This window comes from Paraburkholderia sp. SIMBA_053 (assembly GCF_046534895.1).
GTDB classification, from domain to species: Bacteria; Pseudomonadota; Gammaproteobacteria; order Burkholderiales; family Burkholderiaceae; genus Paraburkholderia; species Paraburkholderia caledonica.
The window spans coordinates 57702-80562 of sequence record NZ_JAWRXU010000006.1 but is presented as its reverse complement, the minus strand read 5'-3'; the positions used below and the strand labels follow the sequence as shown (position 1 = coordinate 80562).

The 22861-nt window shown below is 62.4% G+C and carries 28 protein-coding genes; 22 read left to right on the top strand and 6 right to left on the bottom strand.

Features of this window, described 5'->3' with window-relative positions; translation table 11 throughout:
• Nucleotides 1–89: 89 nt before the first annotated feature.
• The gene (gpmA, locus tag SB753_RS19845; RefSeq protein ID WP_020067044.1) at nucleotides 90–836 is read right to left on the bottom strand and encodes a 2,3-diphosphoglycerate-dependent phosphoglycerate mutase; all 747 of its coding nucleotides are present in this window, start codon (nucleotides 834–836) and stop codon (nucleotides 90–92) included.
• Between the two features lie 136 nt (nucleotides 837–972).
• Here gpmA and SB753_RS19840 point away from each other — a divergent pair, with 136 nt between their 5' ends.
• The 5 genes from SB753_RS19840 (at nucleotide 973) to SB753_RS19820 (ending at nucleotide 3960) form a co-directional block, all read left to right on the top strand.
• Nucleotides 973–1398, top strand: coding sequence for a rhodanese-like domain-containing protein (locus tag SB753_RS19840; RefSeq protein WP_029969654.1), 426 nt, complete (start codon nucleotides 973–975; stop codon nucleotides 1396–1398).
• Complete coding sequence (gene grxC, locus SB753_RS19835) at nucleotides 1395–1655, top strand: glutaredoxin 3 (protein WP_020067042.1); 261 nt, start codon at nucleotides 1395–1397, stop codon at nucleotides 1653–1655. The genes SB753_RS19840 and grxC overlap by 4 nt, the downstream gene beginning before the upstream one ends.
• Before the next feature lie 150 nt (nucleotides 1656–1805).
• Nucleotides 1806–2276 carry a protein-export chaperone SecB gene (secB, locus tag SB753_RS19830; protein WP_027804472.1) on the top strand — a complete coding sequence of 157 codons (471 nt, stop codon included), beginning with the start codon at nucleotides 1806–1808 and terminating at the stop codon, nucleotides 2274–2276.
• Between the two features lie 21 nt (nucleotides 2277–2297).
• Complete coding sequence (locus tag SB753_RS19825; RefSeq protein ID WP_088173195.1) at nucleotides 2298–3296, top strand: NAD(P)H-dependent glycerol-3-phosphate dehydrogenase; 999 nt, start codon at nucleotides 2298–2300, stop codon at nucleotides 3294–3296.
• A gap of 115 nt (nucleotides 3297–3411) precedes the next feature.
• A complete protein-coding gene (locus SB753_RS19820; RefSeq protein ID WP_410801433.1) occupies nucleotides 3412–3960 on the top strand; it encodes an O-acetyl-ADP-ribose deacetylase in 549 nt (182 codons plus the stop codon).
• On the opposite strand, the gene trmL is transcribed toward SB753_RS19820, so the two are convergent.
• Both trmL and SB753_RS19810 read right to left on the bottom strand, forming a co-directional pair.
• Nucleotides 3933–4403 (bottom strand): tRNA (uridine(34)/cytosine(34)/5-carboxymethylaminomethyluridine(34)-2'-O)-methyltransferase TrmL, encoded by a 471-nt coding sequence (trmL, locus tag SB753_RS19815; RefSeq protein ID WP_410801431.1) that lies wholly within the window; start codon nucleotides 4401–4403, stop codon nucleotides 3933–3935. The two genes, SB753_RS19820 and trmL, sit on opposite strands and share 28 nt — an antisense overlap.
• 18 nt (nucleotides 4404–4421) lie before the next feature.
• Nucleotides 4422–5207 carry a ComF family protein gene (locus tag SB753_RS19810; protein WP_410801429.1) on the bottom strand — a complete coding sequence of 262 codons (786 nt, stop codon included), beginning with the start codon at nucleotides 5205–5207 and terminating at the stop codon, nucleotides 4422–4424.
• Between the two features lie 83 nt (nucleotides 5208–5290).
• On the opposite strand from SB753_RS19810, the gene SB753_RS19805 reads away from it, so the two are divergent.
• From SB753_RS19805 to SB753_RS19770, 8 genes are all read left to right on the top strand, one after another.
• Entirely contained in the window at nucleotides 5291–6256 is a 966-nt protein-coding gene (locus tag SB753_RS19805; protein WP_310065849.1) for a methyltransferase domain-containing protein, read from the top strand.
• 348 nt (nucleotides 6257–6604) lie between these two features.
• Nucleotides 6605–7078, top strand: a complete 474-nt coding sequence (locus SB753_RS19800) for a DUF2244 domain-containing protein (RefSeq protein ID WP_020067035.1) — start codon at nucleotides 6605–6607, stop codon at nucleotides 7076–7078.
• 73 nt (nucleotides 7079–7151) lie between these two features.
• On the top strand, nucleotides 7152–8786 hold the full coding sequence (coxB, locus tag SB753_RS19795) for a cytochrome c oxidase subunit II (RefSeq protein WP_087752570.1): 1635 nt from the start codon (nucleotides 7152–7154) through the stop codon (nucleotides 8784–8786).
• Nucleotides 8787–8829: 43 nt separating this feature from the next.
• Nucleotides 8830–10443 (top strand): cytochrome c oxidase subunit I, encoded by a 1614-nt coding sequence (ctaD, locus tag SB753_RS19790; protein ID WP_020067033.1) that lies wholly within the window; start codon nucleotides 8830–8832, stop codon nucleotides 10441–10443.
• A 112-nt stretch (nucleotides 10444–10555) separates the two neighbouring features.
• Nucleotides 10556–10690 carry a cytochrome oxidase small assembly protein gene (locus tag SB753_RS19785; protein WP_020067032.1) on the top strand — a complete coding sequence of 45 codons (135 nt, stop codon included), beginning with the start codon at nucleotides 10556–10558 and terminating at the stop codon, nucleotides 10688–10690.
• 44 nt (nucleotides 10691–10734) lie between these two features.
• A complete protein-coding gene (locus SB753_RS19780; RefSeq protein WP_020067031.1) occupies nucleotides 10735–11349 on the top strand; it encodes a cytochrome c oxidase assembly protein in 615 nt (204 codons plus the stop codon).
• 31 nt (nucleotides 11350–11380) lie between these two features.
• Nucleotides 11381–11590: a DUF2970 domain-containing protein gene (locus tag SB753_RS19775; protein ID WP_087752569.1), complete on the top strand. Its 210-nt coding sequence runs from the start codon at nucleotides 11381–11383 to the stop codon at nucleotides 11588–11590.
• 128 nt (nucleotides 11591–11718) lie between these two features.
• Nucleotides 11719–12576: a cytochrome c oxidase subunit 3 gene (locus tag SB753_RS19770; protein WP_020067029.1), complete on the top strand. Its 858-nt coding sequence runs from the start codon at nucleotides 11719–11721 to the stop codon at nucleotides 12574–12576.
• A gap of 166 nt (nucleotides 12577–12742) precedes the next feature.
• Here SB753_RS19770 and SB753_RS19765 read toward each other — a convergent pair whose 3' ends face one another.
• Nucleotides 12743–12952, bottom strand: a complete 210-nt coding sequence (locus SB753_RS19765) for a twin transmembrane helix small protein (protein ID WP_410801427.1) — start codon at nucleotides 12950–12952, stop codon at nucleotides 12743–12745.
• Nucleotides 12953–13063: 111 nt separating this feature from the next.
• Here SB753_RS19765 and SB753_RS19760 point away from each other — a divergent pair, with 111 nt between their 5' ends.
• The 5 genes from SB753_RS19760 to SB753_RS19740 all read left to right on the top strand — a co-directional run bounded on the left by SB753_RS19760 (nucleotide 13064) and on the right by SB753_RS19740 (nucleotide 17180).
• Entirely contained in the window at nucleotides 13064–13780 is a 717-nt protein-coding gene (locus tag SB753_RS19760; protein WP_410801425.1) for an SURF1 family protein, read from the top strand.
• 70 nt (nucleotides 13781–13850) lie between these two features.
• Nucleotides 13851–14513, top strand: a complete 663-nt coding sequence (locus SB753_RS19755) for an SCO family protein (protein ID WP_410801423.1) — start codon at nucleotides 13851–13853, stop codon at nucleotides 14511–14513.
• Nucleotides 14514–14536: 23 nt separating this feature from the next.
• Nucleotides 14537–15646: a COX15/CtaA family protein gene (locus SB753_RS19750; RefSeq protein ID WP_088173188.1), complete on the top strand. Its 1110-nt coding sequence runs from the start codon at nucleotides 14537–14539 to the stop codon at nucleotides 15644–15646.
• A 6-nt stretch (nucleotides 15647–15652) separates the two neighbouring features.
• Nucleotides 15653–16558, top strand: a complete 906-nt coding sequence (cyoE, locus tag SB753_RS19745) for a heme o synthase (protein ID WP_408188650.1) — start codon at nucleotides 15653–15655, stop codon at nucleotides 16556–16558.
• 4 nt (nucleotides 16559–16562) lie between these two features.
• Complete coding sequence (locus SB753_RS19740; RefSeq protein ID WP_410801421.1) at nucleotides 16563–17180, top strand: SCO family protein; 618 nt, start codon at nucleotides 16563–16565, stop codon at nucleotides 17178–17180.
• Between the two features lie 32 nt (nucleotides 17181–17212).
• On the opposite strand, the gene SB753_RS19735 is transcribed toward SB753_RS19740, so the two are convergent.
• Nucleotides 17213–17503 carry a YciI family protein gene (locus SB753_RS19735; RefSeq protein ID WP_087752564.1) on the bottom strand — a complete coding sequence of 97 codons (291 nt, stop codon included), beginning with the start codon at nucleotides 17501–17503 and terminating at the stop codon, nucleotides 17213–17215.
• 269 nt (nucleotides 17504–17772) lie between these two features.
• Here SB753_RS19735 and SB753_RS19730 point away from each other — a divergent pair, with 269 nt between their 5' ends.
• Nucleotides 17773–18585: a MetQ/NlpA family ABC transporter substrate-binding protein gene (locus tag SB753_RS19730; RefSeq protein ID WP_410801419.1), complete on the top strand. Its 813-nt coding sequence runs from the start codon at nucleotides 17773–17775 to the stop codon at nucleotides 18583–18585.
• 6 nt (nucleotides 18586–18591) lie between these two features.
• Here the strand turns inward: SB753_RS19730 and SB753_RS19725 are convergent, their stop codons facing one another.
• Nucleotides 18592–19518, bottom strand: coding sequence for a bifunctional helix-turn-helix transcriptional regulator/GNAT family N-acetyltransferase (locus SB753_RS19725; RefSeq protein ID WP_087752563.1), 927 nt, complete (start codon nucleotides 19516–19518; stop codon nucleotides 18592–18594).
• Nucleotides 19519–19885: 367 nt separating this feature from the next.
• Between SB753_RS19725 and SB753_RS19720 the strand changes: the two genes are divergently transcribed.
• The 3 genes from SB753_RS19720 (at nucleotide 19886) to SB753_RS19710 (ending at nucleotide 22836) form a co-directional block, all read left to right on the top strand.
• On the top strand, nucleotides 19886–20620 hold the full coding sequence (locus SB753_RS19720) for a GntR family transcriptional regulator (protein ID WP_020067018.1): 735 nt from the start codon (nucleotides 19886–19888) through the stop codon (nucleotides 20618–20620).
• Nucleotides 20621–20732: 112 nt separating this feature from the next.
• On the top strand, nucleotides 20733–21836 hold the full coding sequence (gene nagA, locus SB753_RS19715) for an N-acetylglucosamine-6-phosphate deacetylase (protein ID WP_410801417.1): 1104 nt from the start codon (nucleotides 20733–20735) through the stop codon (nucleotides 21834–21836).
• A complete protein-coding gene (locus SB753_RS19710) occupies nucleotides 21829–22836 on the top strand; it encodes an SIS domain-containing protein (protein WP_410801646.1) in 1008 nt (335 codons plus the stop codon). The genes nagA and SB753_RS19710 overlap by 8 nt, the downstream gene beginning before the upstream one ends.
• The last annotated feature ends 25 nt before the right edge of the window (nucleotides 22837–22861 follow it).

Below are 22861 nucleotides of genomic sequence, written 5' to 3'. Positions count from 1 at the left end.
TCGCCGCAACGATCTTTAACAAAGAAGCGCTGCGACGTGGCGAAAGTCAGCTAGGTTGCCGTCACGCTGCAACTGGCGGCGCAGCGGAATCAGCCCGCCTTGCCTTGCTTGGCGACTGCGGCCTGCGCCTTCGCGATCGCTTCCTGGTCTCCCAGATAGTAGTGCTTCAGCGGCTTCAGGTTCTCGTCCAGTTCGTAGACGAGCGGCACGCCGTTCGGAATATTGAGCCCGACGATGTCCTCGTCCGAGATGTTGTCGAGGTACTTCACCAATGCGCGGATCGAGTTGCCGTGCGCCGCGATCACCACCTTGCGGCCCGACTTGATGGCCGGCGCAATCGACTCGTTCCACAGCGGCAGCACGCGCGCCACCGTGTCCTTCAGGCACTCGGTGAGCGGCAGCTGTTCGCGCGGCACCTTGGCGTAGCGCGGATCGTTGTACGGCGCGCGCTCGTCCGTCGGTTCGAGCGCAGGCGGCGGCGTGTCGTAGCTGCGGCGCCAGACCAGCACCTGTTCGTCGCCAAATTTCGCTGCGGTTTCGGCCTTGTTCAGACCCGACAGCGCGCCGTAGTGACGCTCGTTCAGACGCCACGAATGCACGACGGGTATGTACATCTGATCCATCTGATCCTGCACATGCCACAGCGTGCGAACGGCGCGTTTGAGCACCGACGTGTAAGCGATGTCGAACGAATAGCCGGATTCCTTCAGCAGCACGCCCGCCTGCTGCGCTTCGCGGTTGCCCTGTTCGGTGAGGTCGACGTCGACCCAGCCCGTGAAGCGGTTTTCCTTGTTCCACGTCGATTCGCCGTGGCGGATGAGAACGAGTTTGTACATAAGATTGCCGGTCGGTAGTAAGGAAGCGGTAAGCGCTGCCCGGCGCACGTCGAGGAGCGCCGCCATCGCGTCAGACGCTTATTTTATAATGCCCGGATTGCCCTTTCCGATTTCTCTCTTTTTCGGCGGATCTTCCGTGAAGTTTTTCACTGATTACACAAATCTTGTCCTCATTGCGATCGTCCTCATCTCCGGTGGGTTGCTGCTGTGGCCGACCATCAGCCGGCGCGGCCGTGGTGGCCTGTCGGCCGCCGAAGCCACGCAGTTGATCAATCGGCGCAATGCGGCGGTCATCGATCTGCGTCCGTCGGCCGACTTCGCCAAAGGGCATTTGCCCGCGGCACGGCACCTGGAATTCGCCGAGTTGCAAGCAAAGGTCGCGCAACTGGTGAAGAATAAGAACAACCCCGTGCTGCTGGTTTGTCAGACCGGCCAGCAGTCGAACAAGGCGGCGCGTATCGTGCAGGATGCGGGATATGCGGAAGTCCACGTTCTGGAAGGCGGCGTCGACGCCTGGCAGAAAGCCGGCATGCCGGTTGTGAAACAAGGAGTAGCCAAGTGAACAAAGTGATCATGTACAGCACGCAGGTGTGCCCGTATTGCCAGATGGCCGAACGTCTTTTAAAGTCGCGCGGCGTCGAGAATATCGAAAAAGTACTGATCGACAAGGACCCGGCCCGTCGTGAGGAAATGATGACCCGGACCGGTCGTCGCACGGTGCCGCAGGTGTTCATCGGCGAGACGCACGTCGGCGGGTATGACGATCTCTCCGCGCTCGATCGCGCGGGCGGTCTGACGCCTCTGCTGGCAGCCGCCTGAGTTCTCGCGCCGTTGGGCGCGGGAAGCGGCGGGTGAAATACAAGCCGGCGCATCGTCGCCCCGCGAGGGCAGGCGGCGCGCCGCAACTATCTGGCGACCCGTGACTTCATGGGCCGCCGCTACGCATATCTATCAGGGAATCACTCAATCATGTCCGACGAGAACAACCAGCCGTTCTTCAACATCCAGCGCATTTATCTGAAGGACATGTCGCTCGAGCAGCCCAATTCGCCGGCCATTTTCCTCGAGCAGGAAATGCCGTCGGTGGAAGTGGAAGTCGACGTGAAGGCCGAGCGCCTCGCCGACACCGTGTTCGAAATTCTCGTGACGGGCACCGTGACGGCCAAGGTGTCGGACAAGGTCGCGTTCCTGATCGAAGCCAAGCAAGCGGGCATTTTCGACATTCGCAACATTCCGGCTGAACAGGTCGATCCGCTCGTCGGCATTGCGTGCCCGACCATCCTGTTCCCGTACCTGCGCTCGAACATCGCCGACGCCATCACGCGCGCCGGCTTCCCGCCGATTCACCTCGCCGAAATCAACTTCCAGGCGCTCTATGAGCAACGCCTCGCGCAGATGGGCGGCCAGGACGGCGCAGCGCAAAACGGCGTCACGCATTAAGTGTCGCAGGCAGTGCCGGCTATGAAGGTTGCTGTCCTCGGAGCCGGCGCATGGGGCACAGCCCTCGCCGGCCATCTGGCCGTCAGGCACGACACGCTGCTGTGGGCGCGCGAGCCCGCGCTGGTCGCAGATCTCTCCGCTTCTCACGAAAACGCCCGCTATCTGGCGGGCGTTGCCTTGCCGTCGGCGCTTCGCTACGAAGCGGACCTGAACGCAGCGCTCGACCACGCGCTCGCCGACGACGCGCTGTGCGTGGTGGCCACGCCCGTGGCCGGACTGCGCACCCTGTTCCAGTCGATGCGCGATGCGGGCAAAGTGCCCGCGCATATCGTGTGGCTCTGCAAAGGTTTCGAGGCGGAGTCGCAGTTGTTGCCGCATCAGGTGGTCGCGGCCGAACTGCCCTCGCACGGCAGCAATGGTGTGTTGTCGGGGCCGAGTTTCGCGCGTGAAGTCGGCCAGGGCTTGCCGGTTGCGTTGACCATCGCGAGTGCTTCGGCGGCCTGTCGCGAGCGTACGGTTGCGGCGTTTCATCACGGCGCGATGCGCATTTATACGGGCGACGACATCGTCGGCGTAGAAGTGGGCGGCGCGGTGAAGAACGTGCTGGCGATTGCAACGGGAATCGCCGACGGTCTGGGTCTCGGCCTGAACGCGCGCGCAGCGCTGATCACGCGCGGACTCGCAGAAATGTCGCGACTTGGCGTGACGCTCGGCGGTCGCGCGGAGACGTTCACCGGTTTGACGGGGCTCGGCGATCTGATTCTCACCGCGACCGGCGATCTGTCGCGCAACCGCACGGTCGGCGTGCAGCTTGCCGGAGGCCGTTCGCTTGCCGATATTCTCGGCGGCCTGGGCCATGTGGCCGAAGGCGTGCGTTGCGCGCAAGCGGTTCTCGCGATCGCGCGTGCTCATGCAATCGACATGCCGATCACCCAGGCGGTCTGTGCCGTGCTGTTCGACGGCGTTGCGCCGCGCGACGCCGTCAGCGCCCTGCTGCGGCGCGATTCGAAGGCCGAATAAGCCGCCCAGGTTTCCGGGCGCGCTGCCTGTCAGCCGTTTGGCGTGTAACAACGCCGAACGGCTGTCTGCACTCGCTGTCCATCGTCTATCGACGCTACGGATCAGCGAGGCTCATATGCTCAATATCGGTGGTTGCACGCTGGAGGCACGCGTGGCCGACATCACGACTCTCGACGTCGACGCCATTGTCAACGCAGCCAATACCTCCTTGCTCGGCGGCGGCGGTGTGGACGGCGCGATTCATCGCGCCGCAGGCAAGGAATTGCTGGGCGAATGCGAAGCGCTTGGCGGCTGCGCGACAGGCGACGCGAAGCTCACGCGCGGCTACCATCTGCCGGCGCGCTATGTGATTCACGCGGTGGGCCCGGTCTGGCGCGGCGGCACGCATGGCGAAGCCGATCTGCTGGCTTCCTGTTATCAGCGTTCGCTCGAGGTGGCGCGCGAGGCGAACTGCGCGAGCATTGCATTCCCCGCGATCAGTTGCGGCATCTACCGTTTTCCTGCCGATGAAGCAGTTCGTATCGCGGTCCAAACGGTAGTCGAAAATCTACCTCGCATGCCGCAACTCGAACAGGTGATCTTCGCCTGCTTCGATCACGCGATGTTCGAGCGTTATCAGGCGGAGTTGCAGCGCCGTCAGGCGCCGCCGTCGAAACCTGTTTGACGCCACGCTTCGAACACCACGATCGCGACGGTATTCGACAGGTTCAGGCTGCGGTTGCCGGGACGCATCGGCAGGCGCACGCGCTGTTCGTTCGGAAACTGTTCGAGCACCGGGTCAGGCAAGCCTCGTGTTTCCGCGCCGAACACGAACCAGTCGCCCGATTGGAACGCGTGCTCGTGAAAGCGGCCCGAGCCGCGCGTGGTGAACGCGAACGTGCGCGACGGGTCCGGCGACTCTTTCGCGATGAAGGCGGCCCAGTCAGCATGCACGTTCATCTGCGCGTATTCGTGATAGTCGAGACCGGCGCGGCGCAGCTTGGCGTCGTCGAGCGGAAAGCCGAGCGGCTCGATCAGATGCAGCCGCGCACCCGTGTTGGCGCACAAGCGGATGACGTTGCCGGTATTGGGCGGAATTTCCGGTTCGACAAGAACGACGTTGAACATAGAGTGATCAGGTAGAAACTAGTTTTTCGGTGTGCGCAGTGTGACGAAGTTCGTGACGCGCCGCGCACCGGCTGCCTTCAGCGTGCGGGCGAGCGCTTCGAGCGTTGCGCCGGTCGTCATTACATCGTCGACAATGCCTACGTGCAGTCCTTCGACTCTGCCAGCAAGCTGGAATGCGCGGCCCACGTTGAGGCGGCGCGCGTCGAGATCGAGCCGCGACTGCGGCGCGGTGTCGATCACGCGGCGCACCAGAGTCGGGTCGGCCGGCACCTTCAGCGAGCGAGCCAGCGCTCTGGCGATCTGCCATGCCTGGTTATAGCCGCGTTCTCTAAGACGCCGGTCTGCGAGCGGTACCGGAGCGATGACATCGGGGCAGTCAGACGGCTCTTGCCAGGTATCTTGCGCGAGACGGGCAAGACGCCGCGAGAATTCGCGCGCCAGCATCAACTGGGCGCGAAACTTCAGGCCGACTGCGAGCGCGTCGAGCGGCGCGCGATAGTCGGCGAGCGCGAACGTTGCGTCGAACGGCGGTTTTTCGGCGACGCAATCTGCGCAGCGATAAGACGCGTGCTGTTCCCTTCGCGCGAAAGTCAGCGGCACGGCGCAGACACAGCAACGCAACGCACTCTCATTCCAATAGGATTCGTCGCAAAAGAGGCACAGCGTGCTGTGCGACAAATTGCCGCACAGAGCGCACGCGTTCGGTAGGATTGCGTGCATTGCATGCGGCCACGCCGAACGCACGCCGCGCGCGAATCGCGTGAACGGACTGGCTGACGACGAAAAATATGCTCGGAATGTCATGCACTGGCGACCGCAAGGGCCGTTCGCACTGAAGCGGAGGAAGCGAACGAGTATACTTCGGGCTCTACGCCAGCACGACACCCATGTCCCCAACTTCCGCTCAATCAGGCCGTCCGGCCTACGATTCCCAGCGCCTCAGGCGGATTTTCGACCGCCGTGCAACGACTTTCGACGACGTCGCCTTCCTGCCGCGCGAGATCGCGCAGCGCATGCGCGAGCGTCTCGATTACATCAAGGTCGCGCCGGCAAGCGTGCTTGATGCCGGTTGCGGTGCAGGCGAAGACATTCCTGCATTGCGTGAGCGCTTTCCGGAAGCGCCGGTGTTCGGCTCGGACCTGTCGCGCGGCATGCTCACACGCGCGCTGCGCCACGATTCCGGCGATACGAGCTGGCGGCGCTTCTTGCCGGCCACGCTGGGCAAGGCGCTTGGCGCACGCGGTCCGCGCTTCGCGCAGGCGGACTTTTCCGCGCTGCCTTTCGCGGCTGGTGCCTTCGAATTCATCTGGTCGAATCTCGCACTTCACTGGCACTCGCGCCCTGACCTCGTATTCCCTGAGTGGCAGCGCGTGCTCAAGGTGAACGGGCTGCTGATGTTCAGTACCCTCGGACCCGACACCCTGAAAGAGTTGCGCGGCGCATACGCCGAAGTGGAAGCGGCGCACGGTGTCGGCTCGCGCAAGCATGTGATCGACTTTGTCGACATGCATGACCTTGGCGACATGCTGGTCGAAAGCGGTTTCGAAATTCCCGTGATGGACCAGGAAACCATCACAATCACCTATAAGTCGCCCGAGTCGCTGCTCGCGGACGTACGCCGTTGGGGCGCGTATCCGTTCGAGCGCGAAGAGTCGTCGGGCGCGGCGGCACGGCGGTTGCACAGAGCGTTGCTGGCAGCGCTCGAAGCGCGTCGGCGCGGCGACGGAACGATTGCGCTGACCTTCGAGGTGATCTACGGACACGCGTGGAAAGCGGTACCGCGCACGACGGCGGAAGGACACGGCATCGTGCGAATAGAGGACATTGGGCGAGGCTCGTCGAGGAATCGCTAAAGAGGTAAAGAGGACATCTGTTATGTCTGAAATTACCGCTTTCAAAGACGTGCAAAAGGTGCGGCAAAACGGCGCGGAGGCTTGTCGCGCCTGGCTTGTGAGGCGGTCGGGGCTTGCTTGTGGATGCTATGGATCGCGCCTATAATGCGTCAGTTTGTCGCCCGGAGTTCCCACATTTGGGGCGGCAGGCCCGAGGCACGGGCTGCAACACGAGTTGGCGCGGTGGCGGTTGGGCGGCCGGAATATGAGGTCGCGGGTTGAGGTCACTGTCGGGCATTGCAGGCGGCCGTTGGTGGCGCGTTGTTGACGACTTGGTGACGCGTTGTTGACGTTCGGCGGGAGGCAGCGATGGATGCATCAGATCTGCTGGCGGATTCAGAACCGGTCCTGAAGGACTGGACCATGAAACGCAACTGCTCCATGTCGCCGCGGCAGTTCGTGTGTTTCTATGTGTCGCTCGCGTTGTTCTCGTTGGCAATTGCTTTCATGCTGGTTCTGGTCGGCGCCTGGCTGGTGTTGCCGTTCACCGGTATCGAATTGCTGGCGGTGGGCGTCGCGTTTGCCATGTATGCGCGCCACGCTGTCGATTACGAACGCATCCGGTTGTTCCAGAACCGGCTGGTAATCGAACAGGTGAGCGCCGAGCAGGTCACGCAGTTCGAGTTCAATCCGCGCTGGGTGCGGATCGAGGCTGGCGCAACACCGCGTGATCAGATCAAGCTGGTCTCGCGCGGCGAGACGATCATGATCGGGCAGCATCTCGCGCAGCACCGGCGCGCGCAGTTCGCCCGCGAGTTGCGTATCTGGCTCGCGCGTTGTTAGGCGCGTCCGGTCATGCGGCGTTCACGGGGAGCGCGGGCAGCCCGTCACGGGGTCAGCGGGGTCGAGGGTTTGAATGGAAATTTTGGGTAAGGAAGCTATGAAAACAATCAAGCGAGCGCTCATGGGCGTGCTGGCGATGAGCGGACTGCTTTTCGCCGGTGCCGCCCTGGCAGTGGGCGATGTTCCGGGCGGCCCTGCCGTCAACGAGATCAATCTCCAGCCGCCTGCGACTAAAATCGCTGAGGAGCTCTACAGCCTCCACACGTTCATGCTGATTCTTTGCACGGTGATTTTCATCGGCGTGTTCGCTGTGATGTTCTATTCGATCTTTGCCCACCGCAAATCGAAAGGCCACAAGGCTTCGAATTTCCACGAAAGCACCACCGTCGAAATCATCTGGACGATCGTGCCGTTCGTCATCGTCGTGCTGATGGCGTTGCCGGCCACCAAGACGGTTGTCGCAATGAAGGACACGACCAATGCCGACGTCACCATCAAGGTCACGGGCTACCAGTGGAAGTGGGGTTACGACTACGTGAAGGGTCCGGGCGAGGGCATCAACTTCCTCTCCACGCTGGCCACGCCGCGTGCCGAAACCGACGGCCGTCAGCCGATTTCCACTACGTATCTGCAAGAAGTCGACAATCCGCTGGTCGTGCCGGTCGGCAAGAAAATCCGCATCATCACCACCGCCAACGACGTGGTCCACTCCTGGTACGTGCCGGCTTTCGGCGTGAAGCAGGACGCGATTCCTGGTTTCGTGCGCGACACGTGGTTCAAGGCTGACAAGGTCGGTACCTTCCGCGGCTTCTGTACCGAACTCTGCGGCAAGGAACACGCGTTCATGCCGGTGGTGGTCGAAGTGCTCTCCACCGACGACTACGCGAAGTGGGTCGACGCGCAGAAGAAGAAAATGGCGGCGGGTCAGGACGATCCGAACAAGACTTATACGATGGCCGAGTTGATGGAGCGCGGCGGCAAGGTCTATGCAGCGAACTGCGCGGTCTGCCATCAGCCTACCGGCAAGGGCGCGGGCGCATTCCCGGCGCTCGACGGCAGCAAGGTTGCCAACGGCGCGATTGCAGAGCACGTCAGCATCGTGTTGAAGGGCAAGAACGCAATGCCTTCGTGGGCACCTACGCTGAACGACGTAGAGATTGCCTCGGTGGTCACGTTCGAACGTAATTCGTGGGGCAACCACACCGGCGACATTCTCCAGCCGAAGCAGGTTGCAGACGCCCGTAACGGCAAACTGCCGGAAGGCGGCAACCATCTGGCCGACGCAGGCGCGGCGGCGAGCGGCGCTGAAGCGGCGTCGGGTGCTGCGGCTTCGGAAGCATCGGGCGCGCAGGCAGCGTCCGCGGGTTCGGAAAGCGCGGCGGCATCGCAAGCAGCATTGCCGGCGAGCGTCTACTTCGATACCGGTAAGAGCACGCTGCCCGCCGACGCGAAAGCGGCGGTCGAAGCAGCCGCGGCTTACGCGAAGGCGCATCCGGACGCGAAGTTCACGCTGTCTGGCTTCACCGACGCCAGCGGTTCCGCGGACACGAACGCGAAGCTCGCGAAGAGCCGTGCGGAAGCCGTGCGCGACGCGTTGAAAGCAGCCGGCATCGCCGAAGACCATATTATTTTGAAGAAGCCGGAAACGATCACGGGCGGCAGCGACGCGAAAGAAGCCCGGCGTGTTCAGATCAGCCCGGCTGCCTGACGTGTCACGGTCAGCACCGCAGTATTCGCTTTAGGAGATTGTCATGTCTAGCATCGGACACGATGTAGTCGCGGGCCACGAGCACGTGCACGGCGACCATGCCCACGAAACGCCGCATGGCTGGCGTCGTTGGCTGTTCGCAACCAACCACAAGGACATCGGTACGCTGTACCTGATCTTCTCGTTCACCATGTTCCTCTCCGGGGGCGTGATGGCGCTGATGATTCGTGCCGAATTGTTCGAGCCGGGCCTGCAGATCATGCGCCCCGAGTTCTTCAACCAGTTGACCACCATGCACGGCCTGATCATGGTGTTCGGCGCGATCATGCCGGCGTTCGTCGGCTTTGCGAACTGGATGGTGCCGCTGCAGATCGGCGCATCGGACATGGCTTTTGCCCGCATGAACAACTTCAGCTTCTGGCTTTTGCCGGTGGCGGCTGTTCTGCTGGTCGGTTCGTTCTTCTCGCCGGGCGGCGCGACCGCCGCGGGCTGGACGCTGTACGCGCCGCTGTCCACGCAGATGGGCCCGGGTATGGACTTCGCGATTTTCGCGGTCCACCTTATGGGCGCTTCGTCGATCATGGGCGGGATCAACATCGTCGTGACGATCCTGAACATGCGCGCGCCCGGCCTCACGCTGATGAAAATGCCCATGTTCGTCTGGACCTGGCTGATCACTGCGTACCTGCTGATCGCCGTGATGCCGGTTCTGGCTGGCGCGATCACCATGGTGCTGTTCGATCGCCACTTCGGCACGTCGTTCTTCAACGCGGCGGGCGGCGGCGACCCGGTCATGTACCAGCATATCTTCTGGTTCTTCGGGCACCCCGAGGTGTACATCATGATCTTGCCGGCGTTCGGGATCGTGTCGCAGGTCATTCCGGCGTTCTCGCGCAAGCCGCTGTTCGGCTATAGCTCGATGGTGTACGCAACGTCGTCGATCGCGATTCTGTCGTTCATGGTCTGGGCGCACCACATGTTCGCAACCGGCATGCCGGTAACGGGCCAGCTGTTCTTCATGTACGCGACCATGCTGATCGCCGTGCCGACTGGCGTGAAGGTGTTCAACTGGGTCGCTACGATGTGGCGCGGTTCGCTGTCCTTCGAAACGCCCATGCTGTTCGCGGTCGGCTTCCTGCTGGTGTTCACGTTCGGCGGCCTGTCGGGCCTGATGCTCGCCATGGCGCCGCTCGACATCCAGTATCACGGTACTTACTTCGTGGTCGCGCACTTCCACTACGTGCTGGTGGCGGGCTCACTGTTCGCGTTGTTCTCGGGCTGGTACTACTGGGCGCCGAAGTGGACCGGCTGGATGTACAACGAAACGCGCGGCAAGATTCACTTCTGGGCGTCGATGTTCTTCTTCAACCTCGCGTTCCTGCCGATGCACTTCGTCGGTCTTGCAGGCATGCCGCGTCGCTACGCCGACTATCCGGCTCAATTCACCGACTGGAACCAGGTGATTTCGATCGGCGCGTTCGGCTTCGGTCTCGCACAGGTGTACTTCCTGTTCGCGGTGGCGTTGCCTGCGTATCGCGGCGGCGGCGACCACGAAAAAGCGGGCGACAAGCCGTGGGACGGCGCAACGGGCCTCGAGTGGACCGTGCCGAGCCCGGCTCCGTTCCACACGTTCGAAAACCCGCCGACCGTCGAGTAATCGTCGTTTAGCGAAGTAGCCGGTTCCGTGGCGACGCGATTGCGTCGTCGCCCGGACCGGACGGCGGCGAAAGCGCGGCAATGGCAGTAATCAGGTATTCAGAAACTCGAGCATGACGCGCAATTCACAGGAAAGACGTACGCCGGAGCAGATTCGGGCGAGCAACAGACGGATCGGTCTTGTGCTGCTCGCAATCGCAGCGGTATTTTTCGCGAGCGTCATCATCAATCAGGGTTGGTTTTCCTGACGGAACCGGTCCAGGTGTAGTTTGCAGGTTTGTTGAGGATTGAGATGTCGACGCAACCGCCGGCTCAGGCCGATCGCTCTTTCAACCGTTCGATGCTGGTCAAGCTGTTCGTCGTCGCGTTGATGATGTTCGGTTTTGGTTTTGCGCTCGTGCCGATGTACCGCGCGATCTGTCAGATCACCGGCATCAACAACCTGGTGCAGCGCGATGCAACGGTGCGCGAGGCGAAGAATACGCAGGTCGACATGAGCCGTACGGTTTCGATCGAATTCGATGCGAACGCGCGCGGCCCGCTCGGTTTCAAGCCGGAACAGCGCAGCATGGACGTGCATCCGGGCGAAGTGACAACGGTGATGTACGAGGTGAGCAACGAACAGGCGCGCACGATTCAGGCGCAAGCCATTCCGAGCTACGCGCCAAAACAGGCAACTGAGTACTTCAAGAAGATCGAGTGCTTCTGTTTTACGCAGCAGACGTTGACGGCGAATCAGACGAAGCGGATGCCTGTCGTGTTCGTCGTCGATCCGAAGTTGCCGAAGGACGTGAAAACGATCACGTTGTCGTACACGTTTTTCGAGTTGAACACGCCGGCAACGGCGAAGGTTGGAAGCGCGGCGCTCCCGGCCGAGACGGCGGCAACTGCTGCCAATCCCGCCTGACGGCTCATGCCGCCGGCGAAGGAAGACAACAATGAGCGATAACAGCGGCGGCCCGCGCAAAAGCAGTTTCGGCCAGTCGATGAAGGCGGTGTTCTGGTCGTTTTTCGGCGTGCGCAAGCGGCGCGATCTTGAAGCCGACGCAACGCAACTGAACCCGGTGCACGTCATTATCGCGGCGTTGATCAGCACGGCGATTTTCATCGGCGTGCTGATTCTGGTGGTACGCGCGGTGGTGGGCTGACATTGCGCATGCATGTGGTACGGGCGTAGCAGCGCCCACGAATTAGAGTGAAGCGGTGCGGTACACACGCGCCGCCGAAGATGCAGCCGGAGCTTCCGGAACAACTGGACTGAAGTGGAGAATCAAGAATGAGCGGTCAAAACGAGAGCCCGTACTATTTCGTACCGCATCCGTCGCGGCACCCGATCAGCGCCGCCGCTGGGTTGCTGGTCATGCTCGGATCGCTTGCGGCGTGGATCAACGAACATGACTGGGCGCCGATCGGCGTTGTCGTCGGCCTGTTGTGGCTGCTCTTTACGTTGTGGCACTGGTTTGGCGACGCGATTGCCGAATCCGAAGGCGGCATGTACGGCAAGAATGTCGACAAGTCATACCGCTGGAGCATGAGCTGGTTCATCTTCTCTGAAGTGATGTTCTTCGGCGCTTTCTTCGGCGCGCTCTTCTACGCACGCGCAATCGCGCTGCACGAACTGGCGAGTCTCGATTACAAGCTGATCTGGCCGGATTTCTCGGCGGTGTGGCCCAACAACGGTCCCGCGTCGCTCGTGTCGACCTTCAAGTCCATGACGCCATGGCCGGTGCCGACCATCAACACGGCGCTGCTGCTTTCGTCGGGCGCCACGCTGACGGTCTCGCACCACGCACTGCGTGAAGATCATCGCAAGAAGGCCATCATCTGGCTGGCAGCTACGCTCGTGCTGGGCGTGTGCTTCCTGTTCTTGCAGGGCTTCGAATATTTCCACGCGTATAACGAACTGAACCTGACGCTGGCTTCGGGCGTGTACGGCTCCACGTTCTTCCTGCTGACGGGCTTCCACGGTTTTCACGTGTTCCTCGGCGGCACGATGCTCGCGGTGGTGCTGGTGCGAATGATTCGCGGCCACTTCACGGCGGAACACCACTTTGCGTTCGAAGGCGCGGCCTGGTACTGGCACTTTGTGGACGTCGTCTGGCTCGGACTCTACGTCGTCGTGTACTGGCTGTAAGACTGATTGGCCCGCGCCGCAGCCGGTTATACCGGAGCGCGCGGGGGCCGTCGCGCAGCGTCCATCGGAACACCGCGCACGCGTAGTGAGCAGGATTGATGAAGCGCCGCCCTCGACCCCGTCAGGGCGGCGTTTTGTTTATAGCGCAGTGATGGTGACGCGAGGCTCAGCGCCCGTACGGAATGCCGGTTGAGTGAATCCAGCCCATCCAGTACGCAAACAGGATGAAGAGGAACAGCGAGATCGAAAGTCCGACTCGCATGGCGAGCGACCAGACCATCCGCTTGGTTTTGCCCTTGTCATGCATCATGAAGTACAGCGCCGACACCATGCTGGCGATGATCAGGACGAAGGCGATGGGAACGAGAATGTGCATGGAAGCTGCTGAAACGGAAAAGCGCGAAGGCAAGGTGATCATTATCTCACCGAGCGCCGGCGTTTGCCCCACGTTCGCCAGCCCGTTCAAGCCGCATCTGGAGTGTCGTCGATGAAGATCCGGCTCGTTCCCGCGTTGCTGATCCTGCTCGTGGTCGCGGTGACCTTGCGACTTGGCTTCTGGCAGCGCGACCGCGCGCATCAGAAAGAAGCACTCGAGGCACGCATCACGCAGTTCGAGAACGCGCCCGCGCAACCCGTCACCAGTGCGCCGGTCGCATTGAAGGACATCGAGTTTCATCGCGTGAAAGCGCGCGGCACGTTTGTCGCTGACAAGGTCGTGTACCTCGATAATCGTCCGTATAACGACCAGCCGGGTTTCTACGTGGTGATGCCTTTTAAACTTACCGGCGGCGGTTATGTGCTCGTCAATCGGGGTTGGTTGCCGCGTAACATCAATAATCGCGAGACGATCGCGCCGTACACTACGCCCCAGGGCGAAATCGAGATAGAAGGAATTGCGCGTGCGGATGCGTCGCGTGCGTTTGAACTGGGGCAGGGCGGATCGGCCGCGCATCAGGCGATTCGCCAGAATCTCGACGTCGCCGCTTATGCCGCCGAGACCGGACTGCCCTTGCAATCGTTCGTCATCCAGCAATTGAACGACGACGGCGACAAACTCGTGCGCGACTGGCCGGCTCCAACCAACGGCGTCGAGCGCAACTACGGCTACATGTTCCAGTGGTGGGGCATGGCGGCCGCGGCTTTGGCCTTCGGCCTGTACGCCGCGCGCCGCGCGGCCAGAAAACAGCAGGCGCCCATCGTGTGATGCGGCGCGTGCCCGGCGCGGCTCTCCACGACCTGGGCGAGCCGCACAAATTATTGAAAGAGGTTATGTAGTGTCGACGCCATCTCCCCGTTCGCAGCAAGCCCGCAAACCGACCGCCGCCAAGCCGATGCCCGGTCAGCCCAACGGCAAGGGCTCCTGGGAGCGCGGCCGCTGGATCCTGCTGCTGCTCGCGATCGTCTGCGCGGCGCCCATTGCCGTGTCCTATTTCATGTACTACGTGGTGAAGCCGAGCGGCGGCAGCACCAGTTACGGCACGCTCGTCGAACCGCAGCGGCCGATTCCCGAGTCGCTCGTCGTCACCGGCGAAGACGGCAAACCGCTCAAGCTCGCCGCGTTGCGTGGCCACTGGCTGCTGATCTCCGTCGACGACACCGCTTGCGACAAAGCGTGCGTGACGAAGCTCTACTTCATGCGGCAAATCCGCGCGGCACAGGGCCCGGAACGCGAGCGCGTCGTAGAAGTGTGGCTGCGGACAGGTGCGGGCAACGTGGCGGACGTGATACAAAAGGCTTATCCCGACACCAACATGCTGCTTGCCGATCCGGCGCAGGTGTCGGCGTGGCTGCCGACCGCGAACGGCACCAAGGTCACCGACCACATCTATATGGTCGATCCGAACGGCAATCTGATGATGCGTTTCCCGAAAGACCCGAACCCGAGCAAGATCAAGGGCGACGTGACCAAGCTGCTGAAATGGTCGAGCATCGGCTGATGCCGCAACCAGGGTAAGAGAAGATGTTCGTACTGCAATTGGGTCTGATCGGCTTGTGTATTGCGTTGTTGCCGCTGTCTTATGTGTGGGTCAAGGCCGACGACAACAAATTCCGCAAGCTCGTGTGGCTCACCACTTTCCTCACGCTCGACCTCGTGATGTTCGGCGGCTTCACGCGTCTGACCGACTCGGGGCTCGGCTGCCCGGATTGGCCCGGCTGCTATGGCACGTCGTCGCCATTTATCGCGCATGCTGCGATCACCGCCGCGCATCAGGCGATGCCCACCGGCCCCGTCAGCATGACCAAGGCGTGGATCGAAATGATCCACCGCTACTTCGCGATGGCGATCGGCGTGCTGATCATCGCGCAGACGGTGATTGCATGGACCGCGCGCATCAAGCGGCGTCCGCTGCACGTGTCGCCCTGGTGGCCGACTTCGCTGCTGCTGCTGATTCTCGTGCAAGGCGCGTTCGGCGCATGGACGGTGACAATGAAGCTGCAACCGGTCATCGTGACGACGCACTTGCTGCTCGGTCTCGCGCTGCTGGGCACACTCGGCTGGCTCGCCGCGCGCCAGACGCCATTGCCTGCGTATGAGCCGGAAGCCGCGCGTTGGCGCGTCGCGGCGGTCGCGGGTCTCGTGCTGTTGATTGTGCAGATCGCGTTGGGCGGCTGGGTCAGCACGAACTACGCGGTGCTCGCGTGTACGGATTTCCCCACCTGCAACGGCCAATGGGTTCCGCCGATGGACTTCTCGCACGGTTTTCACCTGTGGCGTGCGCTCGGCATGACAAGCAGCGGCGACATGATCACGCAAGATGCACTGGTGGCGATTCACTGGACGCACCGCACCTTCGCGCTCGTGGTCGTCGGCTACCTCGTGTGGTTCGCGCTTCAATTGCGCCGCTTCGAGTCGCTGCGGCGTCCGGCGAACGGCGTTTTGCTGGTGGTGCTGATCCAGTTCGTCACCGGATTGTCGAACATCGTTCTGCAATGGCCGCTGCCAATTGCGGTAGCTCATAACGGAGGCGCGGCGATCCTGCTGCTCCTGCTCGTTATGTTAAACTTTCGAATCGCTTATAGCCGTCCCGGCCGCGCCGTGTTGCCTGCGCGCGATGCCGCGCCAGCGTGACTCCACATGGACAGCACAACACTCCCTCATACGCCCGGCAGCCGGATCTCGCAGTACATTGCGCTGACCAAGCCGCGCGTCACGCAACTTGCCGTGTTCTGTGCCGTCATCGGCATGTTTCTGTCGACGCCCGGCATGGTGCCCTGGACCGTTCTGATCGGCGGCACCGTCGGCATCTGGCTGCTGGCCGGTGCGGCGTTTGCAATCAACTGCCTCGTCGAACAAAAAATCGACGCGAAAATGCGGCGCACGTCGTGGCGTCCGTCGGCGCGCGGCGAAATTACCACTACGCAAATTCTGCTGTTCTCGGCCGTGCTCGGCGGCCTTGGCATGTGGACGCTTTATACGTTCGCCAATCCGCTGACCATGTGGCTCACGCTCGCCACGTTCGTCGGCTATGCCGTCATCTATACGCTGCTGCTCAAGCCGGCCACGCCGCAGAACATCGTGATCGGCGGCGCGTCGGGTGCGATGCCACCGGCGCTCGGCTGGGCCGCCGTCACCGGTCAGGTGCCGGGCGACGCATGGATTCTGGTGCTGATCATTTTCGTGTGGACGCCGCCGCACTTCTGGGCGCTCGCCTTGTACCGCCGCAAAGATTATGAAAACGCCGGCTTGCCGATGCTGCCGAACACGCACGGCGAAAAGTACACGCGGCTGCATATTCTGTTGTACACAGTAATTCTGTTCGCCGTGACTATGATGCCGTTCATCTCCGGCATGAGCGGCGTGCTCTACCTTGCAGCGGCTGTGGTGCTCGGCGCGGTGTTTCTCGCCTACGCGTGGAAGATCTACCTCGAGTACTCCGACAATCTGGCGCGCCGGACCTTCCGATACTCGATCGTCTATCTGTCGCTGCTGTTTGCCGCGCTGCTGATCGACCACTATGTGCGCGTTGTGATCGGCGCGTAATACCATGCTCAATACCCGCTTCGCGCGTGCGGCGCGTGCCGCTGTGATTGCCTGCGCGCTCGGCAGCGCATTGTTCGTGGCGGGCTGCGGCAAGCAGCCGCCAGCGTTCCAGAACCTGGACTTGACCGGCAATACCCAGTTTGGAAGCAACTTCTCGTTGCCGGACACGTCGGGCAAGATTCGCACAATGGCGGATTACAAAGGCAAGGTCGTCGTGCTGTTTTTCGGCTACACGCATTGCCCGGACGTTTGCCCCACCACGATGGCTGAGCTCTCACAAGCGCTGCAGCAACTCGGTCCCGAAGACGCCAAGCGCGTTCAAGTACTGTTCGTCACCGTCGATCCCGAGCGCGACACTGCCGCGTTACTCGGGCAATACGTCTCCGCGTTTAATCCGACCTTCGTAGGCCTGCGTCCCGCTGACGAGGCACAGCTCAAGAAAGTGGCGAAAGACTTCCGCGTCTACTACGCGAAGGTGCCCGGCAAGACCCCCGACAGCTACACGATGGACCATACGGCGGCGAGCTATGTGTTCGACACCGACGGCAAGCTGCGCCTTTTCGCGCGCGACGGCCAGGGCGCCGCGCCTTGGGTACACGACATCAAGCTGCTGCTTGACTGACGTCGTGCTGTACATAAACGACCCGCTCAAGCTCAAACCGGCATCGGCAGATTCAACCCCGGCGCAAGCCGTGTCGTCTTGAACTCGGTCACCTCGTAACGCGCGAGCTTCTGCACGGCGAACGGATCGGTTGCGAGGATCGCATCCAGCCTGTCACGCTCGATGCGCACCGCCAGAATGATGCCGCCGTCGCGCGGCACTTTCGGTCCTGCTGCCACGAACACACCTGCTTCGAAATGCGTGGTCAGGAACGCACGGTGCGCTTCCAGCGCGTCGTCGATTCGTTCAAGTGAAGCGGTATAGATCAGGTTGATGACATACATGGGCGTCCTCGCAGGAGATTGAACGTACCGCGGATGCTCGCGGCAACGTTTCGAATTATCAGCCACAGCGTGGCGCTTCGCCGCCCGATCGCGCTTCGCATACCTATATGTGATTGCTGTATTTCACATCTCGCACCGCATATGAGACGATTTACGGTCCGGCCGGCGGCGCGCTCTGAACCCGCGGCTACCTGCGTGTCATCAGTGCCCGCGTCCGGCTATCACCCGAATCTCATGCGAACGATTCGATTAGAAACAGCGAGAATTACATGCAGCGCAGAAATATCCTCAAAGCCCTCTCCGCAGTGATCGCCGGCGCGGCGATCGTCACCAGCCTCGGCGCCCATGCCGACGACAAAGTCATCAAGGTCGGCACCATCGGCGGCCCGGACGCGCAGATCTGGGAAGTCGTCACCAAGGTGGCAAAGCGTGAAGGCCTGAACGTGAAGGTCGTCGAATTCAACGATTACGTGCAGCCGAACGCCGCGCTCGACGCAGGCGATCTCGACGCCAACAGCTTCCAGCATCAGCCGTATCTCGACAGCCAGATCAAGCAGCGCGGCTACAAGATTGTCAACGCGGGTCTCACCTACATCTCGCCGCTCGGCATCTATTCGAAGAAGCTGAAGTCGCTAAAGGATTTGCCGCAAGGCGCGAAGGTCGCTGTGCCGAATGATCCGTCAAACGAGAACCGCGCGCTGCTGCTCCTGCAGACGCAGGGCGTGATCAAGCTGAGGGCCGGCGCGGGCACGAACGGCAACAATGCGACCGCGCTCGACGTCGCTGAGAATCCGAAGAAGATCAAGCTGGTCGAACTCGATGCCGCGCAATTGCCGCGCTCGCTTGCCGATGTGGACGCAGCCGCGATCAACACGAATTTTGCGCTTTCCGCCGGTCTGCAGCCGACGAAAGACGCGATTGCGCTCGAAGACATTCACAGCCCGTACGCGAACCTGATCGCGGTGCGCACCCGGGACAAGGACAAGCCGTGGGTGAAGAAGCTGGTTGCAGCGTATCAATCCGAAGACGTGCGCCAGTTCATCAAGACGCAGTTCAAGGGTTCGGTGGTGCCGTCGTTCTAACGCGGCTTACAGCCCCAACTCCCACCGCTCGATCATCAGATCCTTGCCGAAACGGCGCTCCGGCGCCGTGCTGACGAGTTCGAAACCGGCGCGCTTGCACAGGCGCCGCGGCTCTTCCAATGCGCTGGCCGTGGTCAGCGTTAGTCTCGTGTAACCCGCGCGCCGCGCGAACCGCGTTGCTTCGGTCATCAAGCGTGTGCCGATGCCAAGACGCTGCACGTCCGGTTCGACCCACAAGAGGCGCACGCCGGCCACCGTCGTTGACACGGCGACGATGCACACCGCGCCCACCACCATGCCGTTGTGATCAGCGACGACGCACGTTTCGCGAATGCTATCGTTGCGTTGCGTGTAGTCGGCGACCACGCGCGCAAGCAGCCCTTCGAACGATCCGTCCCAACCATATTGCGCCGCGAACCATTGCGCTTGTCGATGCACGAGCCAGCCGCATTCGCCGGGGCGCGGCGCGCGCAGTTCGATGGCGCCCTGCTGCGGCTTGTCGCCGAGCAGTCGTTCGATAAGGTTCATCGCGGCAATCAACTGCTCCTGTGAGCCCGCGCCGAGTCCGCCGAGCAGGTCCAGCACTTCCTCAACAGCTGCCGAGTCGAGCGGCGCATAGGCTGCGTGGCCGTGAGCCGTCAGTTCGATCAGCGACTGGCGCGCGTCCGTTTCGGACGGCCGTCGCGTAATCAGATTGCGACGCTCGAAACTGGTCAGCAAGCGGCTCAGATAACCGCTGTCGAGTCCAAGCGCGCGGCCGAGCGCCGACGCCGTCTGCGCGCGTCCGCGCGACAGTTCGTGCAGCACGCGCACCTCCGTCAACGAGAACGTGCTGCGAGCCAGGCGCTCGTGCAGAGCGCCAATAAGCCGCGTGTAGAAGCGATTGAAATGGCGGACTGCCTGGGCCCGTCGCAGCGTCTCGGAATCGGTCAAATGCTGATCTCCCGTTCTTTTTATGGATTCGCATACCACTATATTGGAACGCGCCTTCCTTAACAAAATCATGCATTTGGCATAAACCGCGCGAGCTTCGAAAACGGACGAACGTGCACTCTTTCAGAACCTCGAACTGGTTCGTAATTGGGCCTGCTACACGCTGAATTCGTCTCGAATACGGGTAAATCCTGGGCTCTCCGAACCCGCATGCGGACCATGTTCATAGGCCGCTCCGGCTTGATGGACAAGGCTTTGCGCCCGATCATACCGGCATAGAACCAGTTCGTTGACTGGTATTATGTTGGTTATATAATGGGCTCTCCTTTTTGCAGGCCGAACCTTCCGCCACTGCCGCCGGAGCGCCATGGAAACTCGCTGGTCCGCACTCATGCCTGACGCTCGCAACGTCACGCCGCTGTATTTGCAGCTCGCGCGCAATCTGGCGACCGCGATCCATTGCGGGGTGTGGTCGGCCGGTGAAGCGTTGCCTTCGGAGCGGACGCTCTCGGACGCAATCGGCGTGTCGCGCATTACCGCGCGCAAGGCAATCGAACTGCTGGTCGAGCAAGGGCTTATCCGGCGCGCGCGCGGCGCGGGCAGCTTCATTACGCCACGCGTCGAAGATCCGCTGTCGCGGCTCACCGGCTTCACCAAGAAGATGCAGCAGCGTGGCTTCCGTCCGGACTCGGTTTGGCTCGAGCGCGATATTCGCGCCGCCAATCGGGAAGAGCTGGTGCGCCTCGGTTTGTCGCCCGGCGCAGCAGTGGCGAGCCTGCGCCGGCTGCGCCGCGCGGACGGCATCGTGATGGCGGTCGAGCACTCGGCGCTTCCGGTCGCGATCGTTCCCGATCCGCAGGCAATCGGCGTTTCGCTTTACAGCTATCTGGAGCAACGTGGCGCAGCGGTTGTGCGCGCGTTGCAGCACTTTCGCGCGGTCAACGCTTCGAGCGAGATCGCTTCCCTCATGGATATCGAACCGCGCTCGGCGCTGCTGGTCATTACCCGTATCGGTTATAGCGCCGACCAGCGCGCAATCGAATTGACGGACACCTATTGCCGCGACGACTACTACGACTTCGTCGCTGAATTGCGGACCTGAGCGCCGCATCCAGGTGGGACACACGGCCGCGTAAGCCGCGCGCCCGCGCCCCGCACCGCGCGCTCAGGCGCGATTGAGCCACACCCCGTATCACGCCTTGCAAGAGAGACTCATGCTGACCGGAAACATACTCACCACCGACGGGTGGATTCACGGCACGCTCGAATTCGAAAACGGCCGCATCACGGCGATTACCGGCGAGCGCGTCGATCCCGCGACGAACGACGCCCCGTACATCCTGCCGGGCTTTATCGACCTGCACGTGCACGGCGGCGGCGGCGCCGACGTCATGGAAGCCGACAACGCCATCGAGACCATCACACGCACCCATGCGCGCTACGGCACGACGAGTCTGCTGGCTACCACCATGACCGCGCCGCGCGACGAACTGATGAGCGTGGTCGCCGGTCTCGGCGACGTCGCGCGCGTGCGCACACCAGGCTGCTCGCGGGTGCTCGGCGTGCATCTGGAAGGGCCTTACATCAACCCTGGCAAGCTGGGCGCGCAGCCCGATGCGGCCGTCTCCGCCGTGATGGACGAAGTGCTCAAGTATCTGTCCATCGCGCCGATCCGCGTAGTCACGCTGGCGCCTGAAATTGCCGGCCATATGGACATCATCTCGGAGATGGCGGCGCGCGGCGTGCGGGTGCAGCTCGGCCATTCGCTCGGCACTTACGACGACGCCGTTGCCGCGCTCAAACACGGCGCGTGCGGCTTCACGCATCTTTTCAACGCGATGTCGCCGCTGCATCACCGCAATCCTGGCCTCGTCGGCGCGGCGCTCGCGCATGCTGAATTCGCCGAAATTATTCCCGACCTGCTGCACGTGCATCCGGGCGCGATCCGCGCCGCACTGCGCGCGATTCCGCGTCTGTACGTGGTCACGGACAGCACGTCGGCGACCGGCATGCCCGACGGCGAGTACCGCTTGGGCAGCCAACACGTAACGAAGTGTCTCGGCGGCGTGCGTCTCGCCGACGGCACGCTCGCCGGCAGCACCCTGACCATGGATCAGGCGCTGCGCAATCTGGTGTCGATCGGTCTGCCGATCGCCGATGTATCAAACCGTTTGTCGCGCTACGCCGCCGACTACCTCGGCATTGAAGACCGCGGCCGAATCGCGCGCGGTGCATGGGCCGACGTCGTCGTGTTCGATCGTGAACTGGCGTTGAGCGCGACATACGTCGAAGGAGAAGCAATTGTCGAATATGCTTAAAGAGGCGTTGGCGTCCGCAGAAACGGTCGCCGCGCAACTCACGGACACCTCGCGCGTCGAGGCCCTGGCCGCCCGGCTCGCGCAGCAACCCCGCCATGTCGCGTTGACGGTCGCGCGCGGCAGTTCCGACCATGCGGCGAGTTACTTCGCAAGCCTGACGATGAGCCGCCTCGGCGTGCCGGTCGCGTCGCTGCCCATGTCGGTCGCGACGCTCCAACAGGCGCCGCTACAGGTTCGCGATCAGCTTGCACTGGCGTTCTCGCAATCGGGCAAGAGTCCTGATCTTGTCGGCACGATGCAGGCGTTGCGCGAGGCGGGCGCGTTGACGGTTGCCGCAGTCAACGCACCGGCTTCACCGCTCGCCGACGCGTGCGAGTGGCATCTGCCGCTCGTCGCAGGTCCTGAATTGAGCGTTGCCGCCACCAAGAGCTACATCGCGATGCTCTCGATTTCCGCGCAACTGGTTGCGCATTGGCAGCGCGATCCGGACTTGCTGGCTGCGTTGAACACGCTGCCCGACGCGTTGCAGACCGCCGGCAAGCTCGACTGGTCGAAAGCCGTCGACGAACTGCGCGGCATCGAACGCATGATCGTGATCGGCCGCGGTCTCGGCCTTGCCGTCGCGCAGGAAGCCGCGTTGAAGCTGAAGGAAACCTCCGGCATTCAGGCAGAAGCGTTTTCTAGCGCGGAAGTGCGGCACGGTCCGATGGAACTGATCGACCGCGACTATCCGTTGCTGGTGTTCGCACCGCGTGGGCCGGAGCAGGCCGGTCTGCTGCAACTCGCGCGCGACATGCAGCCTCGCGGCGCTCGCGTATTGCTTGCCGCTCCGTCCGATGTACCCGAAGCGACGCTGCCGCTCGCTATCACCGCTCACGCGGCGCTCGATCCGATCGCCGCCATCCTGTCCTTTTACGTGATGGCCGCGGGCCTTGCGGCCGCGCGCGGGCGCAATCCCGATGCGCCGCGCCATCTCAACAAAATCACCGAAACTCACTGACGAGAAATCAGATGCGACGTGTCGA